This is a genomic window from Microcystis sp. M049S2, from assembly GCF_020245625.1.
GTDB lineage: Bacteria > Cyanobacteriota > Cyanobacteriia > Cyanobacteriales > Microcystaceae > Microcystis > Microcystis ichthyoblabe_A.
In genome coordinates this window covers 12,043-33,552 of record NZ_JADBUN010000147.1, presented here as the reverse complement: position 1 = coordinate 33,552, position 21,510 = coordinate 12,043, and the positions used below count along the sequence as shown (strand labels likewise).

At 41.4% G+C, this 21,510-nt stretch carries 16 protein-coding genes; 8 read left to right on the top strand and 8 right to left on the bottom strand.

Features of this window, described 5'->3' with window-relative positions:
• Positions 1 to 116: 116 nt before the first annotated feature.
• Positions 117 to 272, bottom strand: coding sequence for a hypothetical protein (locus tag IM496_RS12585; RefSeq protein ID WP_194015921.1), 156 nt, complete (start codon positions 270 to 272; stop codon positions 117 to 119).
• A gap of 135 nt (positions 273 to 407) precedes the next feature.
• Between IM496_RS12585 and IM496_RS12580 the strand changes: the two genes are divergently transcribed.
• The 4 genes from IM496_RS12580 (at position 408) to IM496_RS12565 (ending at position 5,514) form a co-directional block, all read left to right on the top strand.
• Complete coding sequence (locus IM496_RS12580) at positions 408 to 2,015, top strand: MFS transporter (protein ID WP_287662103.1); 1,608 nt, start codon at positions 408 to 410, stop codon at positions 2,013 to 2,015.
• Between the two features lie 298 nt (positions 2,016 to 2,313).
• The gene (locus tag IM496_RS12575) at positions 2,314 to 2,691 is read left to right on the top strand and encodes a helix-turn-helix domain-containing protein (protein WP_104397220.1); all 378 of its coding nucleotides are present in this window, start codon (positions 2,314 to 2,316) and stop codon (positions 2,689 to 2,691) included.
• Between the two features lie 177 nt (positions 2,692 to 2,868).
• Positions 2,869 to 3,930, top strand: a complete 1,062-nt coding sequence (gene mtnA / locus IM496_RS12570; protein ID WP_104397221.1) for an S-methyl-5-thioribose-1-phosphate isomerase — start codon at positions 2,869 to 2,871, stop codon at positions 3,928 to 3,930.
• Between the two features lie 870 nt (positions 3,931 to 4,800).
• Entirely contained in the window at positions 4,801 to 5,514 is a 714-nt protein-coding gene (locus IM496_RS12565; RefSeq protein ID WP_194013811.1) for a response regulator, read from the top strand.
• Between the two features lie 53 nt (positions 5,515 to 5,567).
• Here the strand turns inward: IM496_RS12565 and IM496_RS12560 are convergent, their stop codons facing one another.
• Positions 5,568 to 6,569, bottom strand: coding sequence for a phosphoribulokinase (locus IM496_RS12560; RefSeq protein WP_002740086.1), 1,002 nt, complete (start codon positions 6,567 to 6,569; stop codon positions 5,568 to 5,570).
• A 446-nt stretch (positions 6,570 to 7,015) separates the two neighbouring features.
• Complete coding sequence (locus IM496_RS12555; protein WP_104397223.1) at positions 7,016 to 8,836, bottom strand: EAL domain-containing protein; 1,821 nt, start codon at positions 8,834 to 8,836, stop codon at positions 7,016 to 7,018.
• A gap of 1,062 nt (positions 8,837 to 9,898) precedes the next feature.
• Here IM496_RS12555 and IM496_RS12550 point away from each other — a divergent pair.
• From IM496_RS12550 to IM496_RS12540, 3 genes are all read left to right on the top strand, one after another.
• On the top strand, positions 9,899 to 11,425 hold the full coding sequence (locus IM496_RS12550; RefSeq protein WP_287662094.1) for a bifunctional aminoglycoside phosphotransferase/ATP-binding protein: 1,527 nt from the start codon (positions 9,899 to 9,901) through the stop codon (positions 11,423 to 11,425).
• Positions 11,426 to 11,502: 77 nt separating this feature from the next.
• Positions 11,503 to 12,066 carry a Uma2 family endonuclease gene (locus IM496_RS12545; protein ID WP_287662093.1) on the top strand — a complete coding sequence of 188 codons (564 nt, stop codon included), beginning with the start codon at positions 11,503 to 11,505 and terminating at the stop codon, positions 12,064 to 12,066.
• A 244-nt stretch (positions 12,067 to 12,310) separates the two neighbouring features.
• Positions 12,311 to 14,362: an FAD-dependent oxidoreductase gene (locus IM496_RS12540; RefSeq protein WP_194013803.1), complete on the top strand. Its 2,052-nt coding sequence runs from the start codon at positions 12,311 to 12,313 to the stop codon at positions 14,360 to 14,362.
• Positions 14,363 to 14,438: 76 nt separating this feature from the next.
• On the opposite strand, the gene IM496_RS12535 is transcribed toward IM496_RS12540, so the two are convergent.
• The 5 genes from IM496_RS12535 to dnaN all read right to left on the bottom strand — a co-directional run bounded on the left by IM496_RS12535 (position 14,439) and on the right by dnaN (position 19,800).
• Positions 14,439 to 14,984 (bottom strand): PIN domain-containing protein, encoded by a 546-nt coding sequence (locus IM496_RS12535; RefSeq protein ID WP_008200241.1) that lies wholly within the window; start codon positions 14,982 to 14,984, stop codon positions 14,439 to 14,441.
• A gap of 23 nt (positions 14,985 to 15,007) precedes the next feature.
• Positions 15,008 to 16,216 (bottom strand): XRE family transcriptional regulator, encoded by a 1,209-nt coding sequence (locus tag IM496_RS12530; protein ID WP_287662092.1) that lies wholly within the window; start codon positions 16,214 to 16,216, stop codon positions 15,008 to 15,010.
• Entirely contained in the window at positions 16,206 to 17,591 is a 1,386-nt protein-coding gene (locus IM496_RS12525) for a 7-cyano-7-deazaguanine synthase (RefSeq protein ID WP_194013798.1), read from the bottom strand. Before IM496_RS12525 ends, IM496_RS12530 begins: the two co-directional genes overlap by 11 nt.
• Positions 17,592 to 17,755: 164 nt before the next feature.
• Entirely contained in the window at positions 17,756 to 18,397 is a 642-nt protein-coding gene (locus IM496_RS12520; RefSeq protein WP_194013796.1) for a hypothetical protein, read from the bottom strand.
• A 254-nt stretch (positions 18,398 to 18,651) separates the two neighbouring features.
• Positions 18,652 to 19,800, bottom strand: coding sequence for a DNA polymerase III subunit beta (gene dnaN, locus IM496_RS12515; protein WP_008200247.1), 1,149 nt, complete (start codon positions 19,798 to 19,800; stop codon positions 18,652 to 18,654).
• Between the two features lie 404 nt (positions 19,801 to 20,204).
• Between dnaN and hemL the strand changes: the two genes are divergently transcribed.
• Positions 20,205 to 21,506 carry a glutamate-1-semialdehyde 2,1-aminomutase gene (gene hemL / locus IM496_RS12510; protein WP_287662091.1) on the top strand — a complete coding sequence of 434 codons (1,302 nt, stop codon included), beginning with the start codon at positions 20,205 to 20,207 and terminating at the stop codon, positions 21,504 to 21,506.
• Positions 21,507 to 21,510: the final 4 nt, after the last annotated feature.

The following is a 21,510-nucleotide window of genomic DNA, read 5'->3' as shown; positions in this document are numbered from 1 at the left end:
TCGATCAATCTTTGTGTCCTTTGTGTCTTTGTGGTTCGTTCCACCCCCTCGCTAGGAGCAATGTATCTTAGAATACATTTTACTCACCAAATCCAAGAGAGCCGATATTCTCGCGTTTAACTGCCAGAATAAGAAAAATTTCGATGCTGATAGCTAAAATAACTGATATTAGCCAGTTTAGCTGATAATGCTGACCAAGGCGATAGAATAGTCAGAATTTTCTCGGATGCCAAAGATAAAGCTATTTCTCTTTCCCCGGTGTCATCGAGCAATCTTCCTCTTTTAATGCTAGATATTTTCAGGAATTACTAGAGATCAAAAAAAATTAAAGTTCCTCAACCGTTCTGACAAAGGTTACAAATGCCCCCAGAACGGTTAAGCTTATGGTAATCTCTGTAATTGCTTTTATGGCTCATTTAACTGCTGAAAGACTCAATTTAACCACAAAAATTGCCTATGGTGCTGGCGATTTAGGACCGGCTATCACTGCCAATATCTCGGTATTTTACTTGCTATTTTTCCTCACTGATGTGGCAGGATTATCGGCAGGATTAGCCGGTAGTGTGCTGATGGTGGTGAGAATTTTTGACGCTATTAACGATCCGATCATTGGTATGTGGAGCGATCGAACTCGTACTATCTGGGGTCGTCGCTTACCATGGATGTTATTGGGGTCGATTCCCTTCGGAATTAGCTATTTTTTACTGTGGTTAATCCCGACTAATAACCAATTATGGTTATTTTTATATTATATTTTTATCGGCATTATTTTTAATTTAACCTACACGGTAGTCAATCTTCCCTACCAGGCTCTCACCCCTGAATTAACTCATGATTATAATGAGAGAACCCGCTTAAATAGTTTTCGTTTTGCCTTTTCGATCGGGGGTAGCATTCTCTCATTAATTCTCTATATTCTCGTCTCATCCTCCTATGCCAACGATCTCCATAAAGCTTTTTTATTGTTAGGTGTAGTTTGTGCTTTAATGTCGATTATAGCGATTATTTGGTGCGCTTTAGTTTTACAAGAACGAGGAGCAAAAGCGATTCTCAATCCCGCTCAGAAAAAAGTTTTGGCAATTGCTTTTATAGTTATCGGTGCGCTTTCCTTGGTCTATGGAGTAGGAAAAATGGGGGCAAATCCCAGACATTTTATCGCTATTTCTACAATTTTATTAGGAATAGAAGGGATAGTTTCTGGGTTAAATATTTACTATGGTAAAACTGAAAATCATCTCAGGGATGGTGCGGCAATTAAACAGAGAGAAGCTGCTGATAATACCGAAACTATTCCCCTGAAAGAACAATTAAAAATAGTTTTTGGTAATCGTCCCTTTTTATACGTTATTGGCATCTATCTTTGTGCTTGGTTAGGAGTACAATTAACCGCCTCGATTTTGGTTTACTACGTCGTCAGCTACATGAGACTATCGGAAGCAGAATCGGGTTTAGTTGCTTTAGCAGTACAGGGAACAGCTTTAGTGATGTTGTTTTTTTGGCAAGCAGTTAGTCAAAAATTAGACAAAAAGATAGTCTATTTTTTAGGGATGACTGTCTGGATTATCGCCCAAATTGGTTTATTTTTGCTCCAACCAGGAGAAATAACTTTAATGTATATTTTGGCAGTTTTGGCGGGATTTGGCGTATCTGTGGCCTATTTAATTCCTTGGTCAATGGTTCCTGATGTGATTGAATTAGACGAATTAGAAACAGGAAAACGTCGAGAAGGTATTTTTTATGCTTTTATGGTACTTTTACAAAAAATTGGTTTAGCTTTGGGGTTATTTCTTGTCGGTATTGCTCTAGAAACATCGGGTTTTAAACCAAGAATACCAGGAGAAGCAATTCCCCTGCAGCCGGATAGTGCTTTAATAGCAATTCGCCTAGCAATTGCGCCTTTACCGGCATTTTTTCTGATCATTAGCTTAATTCTTGCTTATTTTTATCCAATTACTCGCCAAGTTCACGCCGAAATTTTAGACCAATTAGCAGCAAGAAGACAAGCGGAAAAGTAAGTAGTCGTGTAAAATAAATTTCCTAGTGAAGAAAGGCAAAAGGCAAAAGGCAAGAGGCAAGAGGTGGTTAGATATGTGTAATTAATTTTGCTTAGGTACTTAAACATCAATTGTCCGCCGTCAGGAGACAGGAAATTATTTTTATTTATTCCCGAACTTCCTGCCCAAAAAAATCAGTAAACCTTTACCCTAAAGCACTTGTATTGACTTTTGAACTACTGATTACTGGGTACAATCGACCCAGCAGCATAATGTCTTCAATGAGTATAATGTTATCGATAGCTAAATTGTAAAAAAAATGAAACCCTATCCAGTAGAGTTCCGTCAGAAAATCCTAGACTGTTATTATAACGAACCCATCTCTCAAAGACAATTAGCGAAAAGATTCTGCGTAACCTTAAGTTTCGTACAAAAGCTTTTGAAGCAATCTCGAGAAACGGGAGATATTCGACCGAAGACTTATCGATGTGGCCGTCATTTAAAACTTACGCCAGAACAGATGATCGCCCTCGGTGATTTGATTGAGGAAAATAATGACGCAACTCTAGCCGAACTATCGAAACTATTCCTAGAAAGAACCGGTATAGTGTTAAGTGTGGCCACAGTGGCAAGAATAGCCGAACGCTTGAGAATCACCCGCAAAAAAAAACTCTACACCCGACCGGAAAAGAGATAGAAAGAGTACAAAAACTTAGACAAGAATCTAAAGGATAAAATTCGGGATGTATAAGATTAAACCCGAATCTAGCTATGACCAGAATCCAAGCTCGATCGCTTAAAGTAACTAGAGCGCACGAGACTAGACCTCTTCAAAAAAACCAAAATTTTGCAACTATTACGGAGATTACTAATTATGACCACAAACAATGCCGAGAATAACTCAATCTATCCCGTGCGTTGGCAAGATAACAAAGTTTGGCTGATCGATCAAACCCGTTTACCCATGGAGTATGGGGAAGTTGAGATCACCAGCAGTGAAGCCATGGCCCGGGCGATCGAAACGATGATTGTCCGTGGCGCTCCGGCGATCGGGGTAGCGGCTGCATACGGTATGGTTTTAGGAGCGCAGGAAATTAAAACCAACCAGAAAGAGCAGTTTCTGGCCGATTTAACTAGAATAGCCGATCGATTAGCCCAAACCCGGCCGACGGCGGTGAATTTATTCTGGGCGATCGAGCGAATGTTAAAAGTGGCCAGGGAAAGTGGCCCAGAAGTGGCAATAATTAGCAAAAATCTCCTGGAAACTGCCCACAATATCCAAAAAGAAGACGTGGAAACCTGTCGGGCGATCGGTCATCATGGTTTATTGGCGCTGCCAGAGCAACCAGAAAAACTGACAATTTTAACCCACTGTAATACTGGTTCCCTGGCCACGGCCAGTTATGGTACTGCTTTAGGGGTAATTCGTTCCGCTTGGACGGCGGGAAGATTAATACAAGTGTATGCAGACGAAACCCGGCCAAGGTTGCAAGGGGCAAAATTAACCGCCTGGGAATGTGCGCGGGAGGGAATCCCCGTCACCGTGATCACCGATAGCATGGCGGCCCACTGTATGCAGCAAAAACTGATCGATGCGGTGATCGTTGGGGCCGATCGCATTGCGGCCAATGGGGACACGGCCAACAAAATCGGCACCTATTCCCTCGCAGTGGTGGCAAAAGCTCATAATCTGCCTTTTTATGTGGCTGCCCCCCTATCGACGGTGGATTTTTCCCTTAAGGATGGTACGGGTATCCCGATCGAACAGCGCGATAGTGCCGAAATTTATCAGGTGGGGACGACTACCCTTTGCCCTAGAAATGTTAATTTTTATAACCCTGCCTTCGATGTTACTCCGGCCGCTTTCATCACCGCTATCATTACGGAAAAAGGAGCGGTAACGCCGGCTGAATTAATTTTTTTACAGGAATACTAGGGGTGAGCTTTTTCCCCACTGACACCATTTTTATCTGGATTGCCACAGTGGGGAAAAATTCCGCCTCAATCTAATTGGAGGTGACGGACAAGGGGAAAATGGGTAAGATCACTATTGACAAATAGACCGAAATGGCATAGGGGCATAACATCAAGGAAGACAATGATTAGGATTTGCTTTTAAGCTGTTCCTAATTTAAATTGCTTGTTGAGACGAGGCAAGAGGCAAAAGGCAACAGTCAAAGGATTGGGGGAGGTTCGGCTAATCTAAGAATAAGCGGGTTAAATGCGTCTTAGCTTATCTATAGCGTTTTTCAGTCTGCTGAGGTACAAAAGTTATGGGTTTTAGGCAAAAGGCAAAAGGCAAAGGGGAAGAAAAACAGGTGTACCTCACTAGCTTAGGAAACGCTATATAGTTAAATGCTATTATTCAGCTTAATTAATCTTAGTTAATCCCCAGATAGATCTTTTTGTTTACTTAAAAGATTTGTGTTGAGATAGTCTAAAAAAATTAAATGAACCAGAGCTTGGTTTTATTCTCTTAAAACCCAAGCAGCTCGAAAATTTATTCCTGTTAAATCTTTACCTAATCGAGATTTAAACGATGTTATAATGGAAGGGTAAAGACCAAGCTCCGAACGGTAAAGTGTAGATTTAGGTAAATTTGAGGGGGATTTAAGTATCTTGGCAGGCCTTACTTTTAGTAAGTAGAAATAAAATCAACTGGAAAAAGGAAATTGCCGGATGAAGATAAGAAAGTGGAATTCAAGAAAGGGAGAACGGAGTGAAGTCAATGTTGGGGGGGACTCTAATAATCCAAAATTCAAAATTAGCAAAGCAACGTCCAATTTGCCAAAACTCGTCAAAAAATATGAATATAGTGCGGGTTGTCGTTGTAGAAGATCACGATCTAACGCGCATGGGGTTAGTGGCGGCTCTCCAGCATCGGGAGGGAATTCAAGTCGTAGGGGAAGCGATCAGTGGATTACAGGGACTGAAACTGCTAGAGGAGACTAAACCCGATGTGGCGATCATCGATATAGGTTTACCCATGATCGATGGGATCGAGTTAGTGCGACGCTTCCAACAAAATCAGGGCGAAGACAGCTTGGCCACGAAAATCCTGATCCTAACCATGCACAAAACCCCAGAACAGGTTTTAGCGGCTTTTGCTGCTGGGGCCGATTCCTACTGTATGAAGGATATTAGCGTCGATAAATTAGTCGAGGCGATTTATTACACCCAGGAAGGCAATCCCTGGATCGATCCTGCGATCGCCAATATTATCCTGCAACAAGTGCGCCAAACAGTTCCCGTGGGTGGGGCTGCCAGGTCGAAAACAGTGGCAATTCACGGCCTTGACCCAGAATATCGTCAATTATTGGAAAATGCGCCCCTAACGCAACGAGAGCTAGAAATTCTCGATCTGATTGTTGCGGGTTGTAGTAATGCTCAGATTGCCAGCCGACTCTATATCACCATCGGCACGGTGAAAACCCATGTCCGCAATATCTTAAATAAACTCTCTGTGGATGATCGGACTCAAGCGGCAGTGCTGGCCCTGCGATCGGGATTAGTAGCTTAAAAAAAACCGGCACCCTAACCATATAGGATGCCGGTTCGGTCAAAACGCAAAAACTAGACTGACGCTGCCACTTTTGCTTCGGCTGCCATTAGTTTTTCGTAGGTTTCACGCATTTTGAGACCGACCAATACTTGGAATAAACCCGTACCATTGGTGGAACCGGGATAATCCTTGTGTTTGAGCAGTAATTCCGTCATTTCACCGTAGTATTTAGTGCCAGTTTTGCTCAAATGGCTTTCGATGTAGATCATTTCTTCTAGGTTATCGAATTGACCATCTAGTTCCAGAATCGACACTTCATTGCCCAAGAAGCCATCTGGACCATAGTAGAGTTTAATACCGGGATAAGTGCAGGTCAATTTACGACCACAGGGCCGCCAATCGATGGTGGAACCTTCATCAAACAGATAAGCGGGTTCAAAGTTTTCTACCCCTTCTTTCTGGATTAAACGGACCCGCAGTAATTTACTTTCGTGATCTTCAAGTAATTTGGTGGGCAGCACTTGAATCACCACGTCAGCGTACTGTCTTTGGGGATCGATATAGGCACTGAAATCGGGTTTTCTAGAATTAATGGCCGCCATCACATCATCATAGGTGTGACCGCGCTCGGCCATATCCCGTTGAATTTTCCAGTTAACTTTGACTTCATCGCTAATATCGAGATAAACGCTGAAATCTAATAGGGACCGGACTCGTTCATCATATAAGGGGTGTAGTCCCTCGATCACGATTACCTTATTCGGTTCGATGATTTCGGGGGGATCGATCATCCCCGTTTCATGATTATAAATAGGTTTATTAATGGCTTGACCTCCCTTGAGAGCTTTAATCTGCTCATACATTAGGTCAAAGTTATTCGCTTTCGGATTGAGTGCGGTGACACCCACCTCTTTTCTCTGTTTGCGATCGAGGCAATGGTAGTCATCTAAACAGATCACTGTCATAAACTCGGCCCCGAATAAATCGGTCAAACGACGTAAAAAAGTAGATTTCCCACAACCGGAGTCCCCAGCTACACCGATTAGAACCACGCGCTCTGGCTTATTGGCCATAGTTTCCCTCTAAATACACAACTAATTGTTAACCCTATAGTATGTAATTAAACCAGACTCTGGATCCAGCAGTACCCCGCCGCTACAAATTTCTGCTGCTGACAGGTTCGGCGAGAGCCTCACGCTAGAATGAGTAAGTATTTAATACTAGATTCTCTGTTCAGATCATACCGGAATCAGTGACCAAAATCAGTTATCAGTTATCAGTTATCAGTTATCAGTAAACAGTGATCAGTGATCAGTGAAAGGACAGCACTGTTAAGTAGTCGTGCAAAATTAATTTCCTAGTGAAGATAGGCAAGAGGCAAGAGGCTTCGGCCGTGAGCTCACCGTCGAAGCCTGAGCTCACGGCCGAAGCCCACACCCTGCCCCTAGGAAAAGCTTTTTGCCGCAAACCCTATTTACTCCTCCTTACTGAAAACCCATATCTGATAACTGCTAACTGATCACTGATCACTGATTACTGAGAGGGTGCGGTGGGTGTGGAGAAATGTCGTCATTTCCTCCACTGCTAGAGGGCAACTGATGCGATTGCCTTGCATTCTCTCACAACCTAATTCTTGCAGGATTTCTAATTGTTGTTGGGTTTCTACTCCCTTGGCGATCGCTATTAAGTTAAAACTTTTCGCTATCGCCAGCAATGACGAGATAAAACGGGTATCTTGGGGAGCATCAGTCAGTTTTTTTGTTAAAGATTGCTCTATTTTCAGTTTTTTCACGGGAAATTGCTCGAGATAGGCGATCGAAGCGTAACCGCTGCCAAAATCATCGAGGGTAATACTAATACCCAATTTCTGCAAATCCCCAAGAATTCGACCGGTTTCGCGGCTATTTTCCAGTAAACTTGTCTCGGTTATTTCTACCTCCAGAAAGAAAGGCCCGATTTTGGTTTCAGTCAAGACTTGTTTTAGGTTGGTGAGCAACTGGGGATCGCGCAATTGGTGTGGGGACAAATTGATCGAGATGGGAGTGTATAATAATCCCCCCTGCTGCCATATTTGTGCCTGTTGACAGGCATTTTTTAGTACCCAACGATTAAGCTCAAGGATTAACTCGCTTTCTTCGACTAAGGGTAAAAAACGATTAGGGGGGATTAATCCGAATTGAGGGTGTAACCAGCACAATAATGCCTCCAATCCTTCCACTTGCCCCTGAAGAATATTAACTTGCGGTTGATAGTAAAGAGCTAATTCATTATTTCTCATTGCCTGATAGAGAAAATATTCAACTTTAGAACTACGATTATTTTTGGGGTGAACATTAACCGACTCTATCTGGGAGTTATTATTTATATTATTCTTGACTTCTACTAAATTTTCCTCCAGTTTCTGTAATATTACTTTCCTGTCTGTGCCGTCGGGGGGATAGATAACTGAACCTAAACTTAATCGCACGACTAGGGAGTGATTTTCGATTTCGTAATTACTTTCTAGGGTTTTAATAATTCTTTGACCAACCTTTTCTAGATCATTAGCATCATTAATGTGTGACAGCAGGATAATAAATTCGTACCCTCTCCAATGGGCGACTATATCCTCTGACCGCAAACTTTTTCTTAAACGTTCAATTAAAATTTTTAATAGTTTATCTCCCAGTCGATAACCTAGTTGACTGTTGACATTTCTTATCCGCCCCATATCCACCAATAAAAGCCCGATCAGTTTATTATTTTTCTGGGCATTATTAATAGCACTTGATAGATATTCATTAAAGACATAACGGTTAGGTAAATCCGTGAGAACAAACGAAGAATATTCCTCTTGAATCTTGCTATTAAAACTTATGATTTGCGATGGAGCTTGATGAAGAATTAAGGTACTTTTGGCATGGGGGTCATCATAGCTAGAATCGGTTCCATTTTCCGTCGGATTTACTTGAAACTGTCCTAGACTTTCAACTGGTTCTTCCTCTCTTTTTTCTTGACTGACTATTAAATGAAAACTGGCATTTATATCACAGCCAAAGTTAATTAAATCACCATCTTTTAATTCATGAACTAAGCATTTATTCCCATTGACATAAATGCCATTATGACTTTTATTTCCCTCTAAATCACCATCAAGAATCCAATAGGAAAAATTCTGGCGATCAATACTCTTTTTAATTAAAGTCGCATGATAGCGAGACGCGTGTTTGGAGCGAAGAACAATTTGATTATCGGACTTACGACCCAGAGAATATTTCATGTCCTCTAGGGTAATTGTTTTTCTACCCTGAGGATCTTCCACAATCAGGAGATAACGGGAATTGGATGAACCATTAATCATTTTTTCGGCACCTCGACAAAAGTAAAAATATAAGTTAATTTGTTCTCTCAAAAGCTATGGCTTATTCGTCTTTAAGTTAATTTATTTTCTCAATAAAGTTTTGGGTGTGATTCAGGACAGTTACTTAACAGTAATTGTGTCACATCTTCTGGTTTCAAGGCCTGAGTAAACCAAAATCCTTGTACTTCTTCAAATTCTGCCCTAGGCCGATCATAGTCGATAACATGGCTAAATGCTTGCTTTTTGATGGTAAATATTGGATAAGGGTTCGATCGCTCTTCAAACTGTTGGGGGGGGGACTTATAATTATAACGGCTCTCTTGGGTTTGATGGGTAAAATATATTCTAAGACACAGTCCTGCTAGTGAGCGACTGGAACGAACCACAAAGACACAAAGGACACAAAGATTGATCGCTTCTATATTAAGTTAAACCTATCACACAAAGAATAAGAGAGCCATATAACTTAAGTAGGAATAGCCGGTGCCAAAATTATCTCCAGCTAACTGTACCCCTAATTCCTTCGCTTAAAGCTGACCCCGCTCCCATGCAGTCTTAACGAGTAATTTAGATAGTCAACAGTTTACCGACAATCAGCAATTAAGTACCTAAGCAAAATTAATTACACATCTAAGCCGTCAGTTGAACGCTTTTTGCTGTGATCAGTAAACAGTGAACTAAAAACTCAAATCTGATCCCTGATAGCTGTCTCGGAGTCTCGGAGTCTCGGAGTCTCGACTAGGAAATTAATTTTGCACGACTACTTATCAGTCATCCTTAAACTGGTACAAATGTATGACCACCCAGTGTCAGGATCCCACTTGTCAAGCTAATGCTTTCCAGCGTTTGGAAGAGGTACTTCCTGCACGGACATCTGAAACTGCGCGACCTGTACTCACAGTCCTGTACTCCCTAACGGGTTTCGGGGAGTAGAAACCCTCAAAGGCCAAGATTGAGTGATAAAATCAGAAATAAAGCCCGATTTTAGTAGAGATTTTCCCTTTAAAAATCCCAACTTAGTAAATTTACAAAAATGAGATGTACCCCGGAGGAATTCTCCCTATGGATAGCAACCGATTAATCGAAGAATTAAAAAATCCCGACTTTTATTCTCATTCTGTCAAAATTCCCGTTGAAATTATCCAAACCCATGCTTCCATTATCTTCTTGACAGGAGATTATGCCTATAAAGTCAAGAAACCAGTTAATTATAATTTTTTGGATTTCTCCACTTTAGAAAAGAGAAAATATTATCTAGAACAGGAACTAGAGTTAAATAAAAAAGTTGCCGCTAATATCTATCTGGAAGTTTTGTCAATTAATGAAGAACAGGGTAGCATAAGTTTAAATGGCAAAGGAAAAGTGATAGAATACATTTTAAAAATGAATCAGTTTCCCCAAGAATGTTTACTGAGTAAAATTTTTGAACGGGGAGAACTAACGGAAAAAGCGATCGAGTCTTTGGCTGAAAAAGTGGCGCAATTTCATCGGCAAGCTGTGACTAATTCCTATATTACTCAGTTTGGCAATTTGGAAATTGTTAAACAAGCTTTTGATGAAAACTACCAACAAACCGAGAAATATATTAATTTTGTCCAAACCCAAAAACAATACGATGAAACGAAAGCTTATACAGATAAATTCTTCGCAGAACACCGAGATTGGTTAGAGGAAAGACAAATAAAAGGGATGATTCGCGAATGTCACGGCGACTTACATTTAAATAATATCTGTCAGTGGCAGGGAGAAATACAATTATTTGATCGCATAGAATTTAATGAATCTTTTCGCTTCGTTGATGTCATGTATGATATTGCTTTTACAGCGATGGATTTAACCGCTAGGGGGAGAGAAGATTTCGCTAATTTATTTGTCAATACTTATCTAGAACAAACCGCCGACTGGGAGGGTTTAAAAGTCTTGCCTCTCTACCTGACTAGACAAGCGTATGTGAGGGCAAAAGTCAATAGTTTTCTGCTTGATGGTGACAGTTTTTCTGAGAAAATTAAAGCCAATGCACAGGATTATTATCAATTAGCTTGGCAGTACACCCAACCGCAGAAACCGAGATTAATTCTGATGTCGGGATTTTCTGCATCGGGTAAGAGTACCATAGGGAAAGTAATTGCTAAAAATCTTAATGCTATTCAGATTCGTTCCGATGCAGTTCGCAAACATTTGGCTGGAATTGACTTAAATCAAACAGGAAGTCTAGACATATATAGTCTCGAAATGAGTCAAAAAACCTTCGCTAGACTGGCGGAATTAGCACGAATTTTAATAACTTTAGGTTATCCGGTTATTCTCGATGCACGCTACGATAAATTTGCTTGGCGAGAACCCTTATTAACCTATGCCCAAAATTTACAGATTCCTTTTCATATCGTCCATTGTCACGCACCTATAGAAGTTTTAAAACAACGGATTGCCGCTAGAAAAGGCGATATTTCTGATGCTACTATCGAGGTTTTAAATGCCCAAATTGAAAAAACAGAACCTTTTCATGAAAAAGAACAACCCTATCTAATTTCCCTAGACACTACTAATCCCGATTGGCGAGAATTTTTAGAGAGTCAATTAGCTAAATAGCTTGAGATGCACCCAATGATATAGCCATTCTTAGGATTAAGGTATAGTGTATAAAGTAGCAAAAAGTAGAAGTGATTATGGAAACGGTAGTGTTAAATCTAGAGACAGTTAATCTGACCGATGAACAATTTTATCATCTCTGTCAGGCTAATCAAACATGGAATTTAGAACGTAATCAAAAAGGAGAATTGTTAATTATGCCTCCCGTGGGTGGAAATAGTGGTAATCGAGAAGCTGATTTAATTGCTGATGTAACGATTTGGAATCGTCAAAGTAATTCTGGTAAAGTCTTTAGTTCTTCGACAATTTTTCGTTTACCAAAGGGAGGATATCGTTCTCCTGATGTTGCTTGGATAAAACGGGAAAGATGGGAAGCTTTGAGCGCAGAAGAGCGAGAAAAGTTCCCACCTTTGTGTCCCGATTTTGTGATTGAATTACGTTCTCGTACTGATTCCCTAACCTCTTTACGCGACAAGATGCGCGAATATTTAGCCAGTGGTTTACGTTTGGGTTGGTTGATTAATCCGCAACAGCAGCAGGTGGAAATCTACCGACTAAATAGCGGTGTCGAAATTATTAATTTACCTGCTACTTTATCTGGGGAAGATGTCTTACCCGGGTTTGTTTTGCATTTAACTTAGCAAGGATGACAAGGGATAACAAAGGGAGTGACACCGAATCAGGATATCTCTATTTTGTCAAGACATTTCCAGAAAAGCGATCGATTGTCAGCTTGAAGGTGTATAATCTCTCAAAAGCCAGCATCAAGCTACAAAGTTCTCAATATCGCCCAAAAAAAACAATCAGGATTTCAGGAACAGATGCCCTGGCTACTTCTTCAAAGAAAGAGGAAACTCTCAGCCACAACATTGATATTTGTCAATAATGTCCCCTAAAATTTTCAATCATCACTTTACTCCTCTTAAATCCCTCTCTCTGGGATTATTTCTCCTACAAGCTTTCACTCCCCTTACCCTAGCAGCCCCCCCACGAGAACCGGATCAAAGCGTCGGCTGTGATATTCTGGTGGTGGGTGGTGGTTTAGCCGGTGCCGGTGCGGCCTACGAAGCCTTATTATTAGGAAAAACCGTCTGTTTAACCGAGATTACCGACTGGGTGGGGGGACAGATATCTTCTCAGGGAACCTCCGCATTAGATGAAAGACGCACACAAAGAGAAAAATTATTTTTCCCGAAAGGTTATCTAGAATTTAGGGAAAGAATTAGAAAACATTACGACAAACAAAACCCCGGGGAATGTTGGGTAAGTGGGTCTTGTTTTTTCCCTTTTGACGGACATAAATTATTATTTCAACAGTTAGAAGACGCTGCCAAAAAAGGTAAAGGAACCCTGAAATGGTTTCCCTCCACGGTAGTCAAAGAATTAAATATTGAAACTTTACCCAATCGCGGCACCGGTCAACAGATTACCAGTGTAATTGCCATTCAACATAGTCCCGCAAAAGGTACTCCTCCCCTAAATACCGAGTTTTTATCGCAAAAAATGGAGGATATCTATCGCTACGAAAATTCTCCCCGTTTTGATAAGAAAATCCTCCGTTTTGTCCCCAAATCCTCCCAACCGAATCAATTAGCAGATTGGTATGTGATTGAAGCGACCGAAACTGGGGAAATAATCGGATTATCAGATATTCCCTACCGTTTAGGTGTCGATAAGCGCAGTTATCTCGAACCTTCTTCCTCTAGCGTCACTGGAGACCCCTACTGTACCCAAGGCTTTACCTATACCTTCGCCATGGAGGAAACAGAAAAACCACAAACCCACGAGAAACCCGTTTATTATGAACGCTATGCCCCCTATTTTAGCTATGAATTGCCGCGATTAGCCGATTTTGACCTAGTTTTCACCTATCGTCGTATTTGGAGTCCGCAACTGGGTAAAGAGAAAACCTTTGGGGGAATTACTTTTACCGAACCCGTCCCGGGGGATATTTCCATGCAGAATTGGACCTGGGGAAATGATTATCGTCCGGGGACTGCGAAGGATAACTTTATCTACACCCGTGAACAGTTGCAAAAGTTAGGACAGTTATCTCCGGGGGGATGGATGGGAGGATTACGCACCGAAACCCTCGCAAGGGGCGAAGAACACGCCATTTCCTACTATTATTGGTTAGTAGAAGGAACCACCGATTCCCAGTTAGGGGACGGGGTAAAAGTTCCCCATTTGAATAACCGTTATCTCTCCGGTTTTGATTCTCCCATGGGAACTGCCCACGGTTTGTCAAAATATCCCTATATTCGGGAAGCAAGACGGATTATCGGTCGTCCTTCCCTGACTTTCCCCACTGGTTTTACCGTCACGGAAATCGATATTTCCCGACAAAATTTTCAAAGCGATTTCTATCGTCAAAATCTTTCTCCGGCAGAATATCGGCGCTTAATTGCCACCTTGGCAGGATTAGAGGGATTTTCCGTACTTGATGGCACATTATCCCCCGATCAGGCCGTTAAACGCAAGCGATCGACTATTTACCCCGATTCCGTCGGTATCGGTCACTATGCGATTGATTTTCATCCCTGCATGACGGAACATCCCCCCGAAAAACCGGGTAATACAGAAAAAGCAGGAGAAAGACAGGGACAGGGCCAAGCTTACCCCTTCGAGATCCCTTTAAGGGCTATAATTCCCCAAAAAATCGATAATTTACTGATAGCGGGTAAAAGTATCGCTCTCAGTCATATTGCCGCGGCCGCCTATCGTGTCCATTCCTTCGAGTGGTCCTCTGGGGTAGCTGCTGGCATCACGGCAGTGTATGCTTTAAATAATAATGTACTGCCCTATCAATTAGTAGAAAGTGATTTTCTCATCGGCAATCAACAACTGCGAGAATTACGGCAAAAAATCGACGCTAGTGGTAATCCCACTGTGTTCCCCGATGCCTCAATTTTCCGGTCGATGGATAATTGGTATTAATTAACCAGAATTTGCGATACAATCGAGTGTTTTTGCAAAATTATCGAAAAATTTGACGAGTTATACCAGTATTTTTCTAATTCTGGGTAATGCTCGCCCACCAATTGGCCAGAGGATGTTCTCGCGGGGGTGAATATCGTCCTTTGACTCGAACCGATTTGAGAACGTTTTTCAAATCTTGATCGCTAATCTTATTTTTTTCCGCCCAATATTGCAGAATTTCAGGAGTCGAGAGGATCTCTAGGTTTGGTTTTTCCCGTCGAAATAAGTTCGTTGCCTGTTTGTCATCCGTCGCAATTGCCCAGCCTCTGGAAATAGCGATCGCTCCGCTTGCCGACTCTCCATCATCTTTTAAAATAGCGACATAATTGACAAAAAGATCAGTTTCTGATTCGGATTCAAAATCAACAATTTGGATGATTTTGTTTTTAACCGATTCATCTAGCTGGAGTCTGTCACTTTCTTCAAAGCGATCGAAGTTAATCAATTCCTCTTCCCAAACTGTTTGCGCGATTGTAATTTGAGTGGGAATAGCCGTAATGATTTCTAAAAAACAACCAGAAGCTATCAGATTAAAAACACAACAGGCATCGAAAACAATAGGGGAGGATCGCTTCAGCATAAGGTTAATAGCCTCTCCCCTACTTATTTGATTTTAGTTAAATCAATATCTCTGTAGTCTTCGGTTAATTCCTGTGATGGTTCACGCAATATCTCGGCGAGCCGACGAGCTTCTAGGCGATCAACACCTAAAAAATGAGCGAAAGCACCTTCAGTAATTAGTTCTCGATTGTAAGCCTCGATCGCTAAATGTTGATAATGAGTAGGAGTTAAATCGTAGGATTTATTAGGATTATTTTCTAAGCCTAGTTCCTGTTGCGCTTTTCGGATTTTAAATCCACTATCCTTTAATCTGTTATAAGTACCCGATGGCAGCAATTGCATTTCTTCCAATCGATAGCATAGTGCTTGTATCGAAACACCGTAGTAATGAGCTAAGGTAATTAAATGGGTAGGAGTAAATTTACCTTGCGATCTTTTAATGTCATTATAACGTTTCAGTAAGCTACTGGTGGGCATGAGAAAATATTTCGGAAAAGCTTCCGCTAATTGTTCACTTTTAGGCATTCTTTGATATTCATCGAGATAATCGATCACGGGATGATAACGATGGGCTAAAAAATGTAGATAACCGTGGGCTAATGACCACAGTTGACGTTCTCGCGGGTGATTAGCGTTAATTGCGATACAAGCTCCTATGGTTTCATTATAGCTATACATTTCCGAGCATTTCGATTGGGAAGGCATGGGCAGATAAAAAATTCTGATTCCTACTTCTTGCTCTAAAATATCTCGTAATAGCGAAATCGGTTTATCTCCTAAACCTAATCGTTGTCTTTCCGCATTGGCGATACTTTCGGCGATAATATTAATGGGAAAAGTATCATCTAGATGATATTCGGGGGGATAGTTACGGGGTAAAGGCGACTTCATTAGTTCTTCTAATTCAAGGTAATTTTGACAGAATTCTTGGAAGCGCAAGATCACAGACTGTATTTCCGTTTTTTCCGCTTCACCACGACGAGAAGCGGAACGAAATTGTACCTCGAAAGATTCAATCGGAGGAGTCAAGACAAGAAAATCACTAACACTTTTACCGTAAGCGCGAGCGAGTTTTACTAATTCTGAGGATTTGAGACGGCGCTCCCCTTTTTCAATCGCCACTAGGGTTGTCCGCGCCACCTCGATAATTTTTGCCGCCGCTTCTTGCGTCATGCCGCGCTGTTCTCGCGCTTGTTTGAGTCGTTTTCCTAAGTCGTTGAGATTAATGCGATCGAGGATATTATTCGTCATGATTGTAATCCTCAATAGTCGCTTGAACTTTAGATTTCACCCGATTCCATTCGTCTATATAATTTCGATAAAGATTTAATAATGAATACCGTATATCATTGCGACTTAAATGATGATAAGTTAATTCTAAATAATCTAAAATTTCGTATTCTAATTGAGGATATTGGTTAGTCATGGCATTCCATTGTTGATCAAATTCATCAGAAGTATTAAGTAAATTATACAAGGTTTTAACCTGTTCGAGTATATTATTTAAATATAAATAGTAATCCTGCTTAATCGAAGAACTTGCATGGGAAATATAATATTTAGTTTTGTCTTCAATTTCTGCGGCTACAAGAGACTGTTTTCGGATTAAGCAAGATGAACAATATCCACATTGGCTCGGATTTTGACGAAGGGGTTGATCACAAGATTTGGTCAAAAAGGCTAAATCAATTGCCTGATTTTTAACTAGCACTTGACACATTTGGGCTTTAGTCCAAAAAAGAAAAGGATTTTCAATTTTGAACGATTCTTCCCAGAGAATTGATATAAGCTCACTCACCATTACTAATGTTCTAGGATGAACTGAACGAGTATGATCTAAACCTAGAGCAGAATCACGATAGGGAAGGTTAATCGCACCGATTCCATTTTCATAAACATTTAAGACTCTCTTGCCCATTAAATAAGCACAAGCAGAGCCAATTAACGTAAAAACAATACCGCGGGATCGAGAGATGGGGTTTTTAGGGCATTTTTTACTATTAGAAAAACGTATAGGTACTCTATACAACTTTAAACGATTAGGAAATAAAAACTCAATCGCATTAAAGGTCTGTTTTTGGATTTTAAAAATTATATCATTGCTACCCGATCCGCATAAAATGAATAAACCGTTTGGAGCATCGCATATTCTGTTATAAAGTCCAGCGAGAGCGTCTAATCCTCCGCTCCAAAGTGCAACTTCATTAACATCAATAGGAAGATCGAATAGAGTATTTTCTTCGGCAGAGCGTTTTTGAGCATCCCGTTTTGTAAAAGAAAAACACCAATTACTTCCCGTAGCCCAGTGCATTAATTTTTCTAGCTTTTCTTGAAATAATTTACTATTTAACAAATCTGGATTACGAACTGGAAGGATTACTTTTATTTGACATGGAGGTTGATCGAATGGCTGTCTAACAAGGCGATCCGAACCATGAATCGCCACTGCCAAATCAATTAAGTCGGCGATTTTAGAGGGATATTCTACTTTTAGACGACACTGAAAACCCGTGTCATCAATATTAATACTCACATTAACTTGCTGATCTCTAGCATGGTCGGTAAAACAAACTGTTCCTTGAGTATTTTGAATTGAACTAAACTCTAATGTATAAATCTTGCTCATGATAAATGGTTCTTCGGTTTGTCTTATGCAATGGACGGGGTTATAAGGAATGAAACCTTTATAGAGACAGACATTGCCGCAATTTTTGTCAATTGTTTGCGATCTGGAGCGAACTAATCAATTAAATCTCTTGCCAGATAAGGATTAAGTCGATTTATGCCCCCCTATCGAACCATACCAAGTCCCGAAGAGCCTGATAAATCTTCATCCATACCTATAACTTGTCTATTTTTTCCTCTAGGCAATCGTAAATCCTTAACACTTCCTTTTTGATTTGCTTTTTTAGATAATGTATAAATGATTGATTCAATTTCTGGAGTCATCTCATTGACACGTTGCCGAAGCGTCTGATCATCAACTCCAGCGTAATGAGCTTGATTTAAAGGAAGTTTTCCGATAAAGTTTACGCGCAGAATTATCTTAAAAGATTCTGCGATCATCTCTTCTTTTAAATTATTAGTGAAAGTATTATTTTGTATTTTTTTTAGAGTATTTTGAATGGCTTGAATAAGTATTTGTTGGTTACGATGCGAAAGATTAGAGTTTTTGATGAATTTATCAATATCTTCTCTAAAGGGAGCTAAGTTTCCCTGAAATCTAATGGTCAGAAGATGATTTTCAAGCTCTTCCGCTAATAATTGGGCAGTTTTTAAAAAATTATCCCCTTTTTGCTGAATATCTTGCAATAAAGCCTTCATAAGTTCCCATGCAGACTCCTGAGAACTCGTTTTACTTTCACAAAGACGCTGATAGGGTCTTTGATATCGCCAAGGAAGCTTACTGTGAACTTTATCTCCATCGGGCATAATCACATTTTGATAGAGTTTCGCTTTTAATAATAATTGACTTTTCTGACAATGTCAACTATTAGTAGTTTATTTTACATAAAATGTCATACTACACCGCTCCTCATGATGTGGTAGCATAGCCAGATTATCTGCTCAATCCCGATGTTCATACTTCATCTTTATGAGAAAGGCTGTGATTAAAATTTTTAGGGGTTGGGACTAACAACCCCTAATTGTTAGACAAGCTATTGATAATCGCTTCTAGAGAAAAATTACTGACGAATTTGTACCGGCATCACCAAATAGGTCATCTTTAAACCTCCCAAGGGGGTAAAAATAACCGGTTGGGTACTAGCATTTAACTGCATTTGGATATCATTATTGGGTAAAGCCTTCAAACCGTCCATCAAATATTTAACATTAAAGGCAATATCGCCACTTTCTCCCTGAATTTCTGCCGCCATGGACTCTTTGGCGCTACCTAAATCAGGAGATTCCACCGCTAGGGATAAACGGTCATTTTCGCTATCGAGACTAAACTTGACTAAATTATTCTTTTGGTCCGATAAAACCGCCACTAATTCCAAACAACGGATTAACTGTTTGCGGTCTAAAACCAAAGAACGCTCGAAGGATTTAGGAATTAACTGATTATAAGTGGGATAGGCCCCTTCTAACTTACGACTGGTTAACCTCTGTTCCCCCATTTCAAAGATGACTTGAGAATCATCCACATGCAGAGTAATAGTCTCGATATTTTGTTTTGTTGACATCATTCTTTCCAATTCTCGCAGGGCCCGGGCCGGAATGGTGACATTAAAGCCACCAGAGGCACTTTCCACCTCCTCTAGGGGAGTTTGTACCACCGCTAAACGATGACCGTCCGTAGCGGCAAATTCTAGACAATCGACGGTTTTAGTTAAATGCACCCCCGTCAACACCTGTTTAGTTTCATCGCCACTAGCGGCAAACAAAGCGCCTTTTAGTCCCTCTGTCAAGGCAACTATAGGTAAATTAACAATTTCCCCATCGGCCACCGTGGGCAATTCTGGGAACTCATCGGCTTTCATGCCGCGAATTTGGAACTGTGCCGAGGCAGTTTTCAGGAAAGCGAGACTATGCTCCTCATCATTCTCGTTTTCTTCCACAGAGATAGTGATTTCCCCCTCTCCCAAACGAGAGACAATATCGTTAAGTAATTTTGCCGGCAGGGTAATCTTGCCCCCTTCCACCACCTCGGCCCGAAAACTGGTGCGAATCCCTAAACTCAAATCAAAAGCAGTCAGGCTAATTTCGCCCTTTTCCTCATCGGCACAAAAGAGAACATTGCCCAACACCGGATGGGTAGGACGACTGGCAACGGCCCGACTAACTAGGGATAAATTGCTGTTGAGTTCGCTTTGACTACTGGTAAATTTCATAGCAGGAATAGTTTTTTTGTACGCTAAGAAATAATAGCAAGAATTCCCCTGTGGAAAATCTGTGGAAAACCGGAGCTTTTTTCGATCGCTCTTTCCGGTCTAAAATCTATCAATAGCAATAACTTCGCCCATTGCTAGGTTTTTCTGGCAATTCTAAAAAGATTGTGGAAAAATTGTCAAAAGTGAAATTTTCGCCCCTTCTCAGCCAATTACATAAGTTGTTAAGGATCAAGCTACAAGTTAACAATAGCGAGACTTGAGCCGACCAGCATCTTTCTTAGGGAAAAAATTGCGTAAAATGTAGGCTGGTGATCTTTAAAATGGAACAAGCAGCAGGAAGTTAACAAAACAAAGCTCCGGGCATTCCCCGGAATCGATAGACTCAAATAGACAAGGAGACAGGATTGGTTAGCACATCTTCGTATCAAACAACAAAATCGAAAGAAATCTTTACAGCCGCTCAAAAATTAATGCCGGGGGGTGTAAGTTCCCCCGTGCGGGCCTTTAAATCCGTCGGTGGTCAACCCATCGTTTTTGAAAGCGTCAAAGGGGCCTATATTCGTGACGTGGACGGTAACGAATACATCGACTATGTGGGAACTTGGGGGCCGGCTATCTGTGGTCATGCCCATCCCGAAGTGATTGCCGCCCTACACCAGGCCCTAGATAAAGGGACCAGTTTTGGCGCTCCCTGTGTCCAGGAAAATATTCTCGCTGAAATGGTGATTGATGCTGTTCCCAGCATTGAAATGGTGCGTTTTGTCAATTCCGGCACCGAAGCCTGTATGTCCGTCCTGCGCTTAATGCGGGCTTTTACCGGCCGGGATAAAATCATCAAATTCGAGGGCTGTTACCACGGTCACGCCGATATGTTCCTGGTTAAAGCTGGCTCTGGTGTAGCCACCCTGGGCCTACCCGACTCGCCGGGGGTTCCCAAAACCACCACTAACAACACCTTAACCGCCCCCTACAATGACCTGGAAGCGGTAAAAGCCCTCTTTGTCGAGAATCCCGACTCGATTGCCGGGGTGATTTTAGAGCCAGTGGTGGGTAATGCTGGCTTTATCGTGCCGGATGCTGGCTTTTTAGAAGGATTGCGGGAATTAACCAAGGAATACGGGTCCCTGTTAATGTTTGATGAGGTAATGACCGGATTTCGCATCGCCTACGGTGGCGCTCAGGAAAAATTCGGCATTACCCCCGATTTAACCACCCTGGGCAAAGTTATCGGCGGTGGGCTGCCAGTGGGGGCCTACGGTGGTCGGGCCGATATTATGGCGATGGTGGCTCCGGCCGGCCCGATGTACCAAGCGGGAACCTTATCCGGCAACCCTTTGGCCATGACGGCGGGAATTAAAACCCTCGAGTTACTCCAGCGCCCCGGCACCTACCAATATCTCGATAAAGTGACCAAATCCTTAACTGAAGGGCTGCTGAAAGTGGCTAGAGATGCTGGTCATAGCGTTTCTGGAGGTTATATTAGCGCTATGTTCGGAATGTTTTTCACCGGCTCCCCCGTGCATAACTATGAAGATGCCAAAAAGGCCGATGTGGCTAAATTCGGTCGTTTTCACCGGGGAATGTTAGAAAGAGGCGTTTATCTAGCTCCTTCCCAGTTTGAAGCTGGTTTTACTTCCTTAGCTCACACAGAGGCCGATATCGAACGGACTTTGGCCGCCGCTAAAGAGGTTTTAGCAAGTTTATAATCAA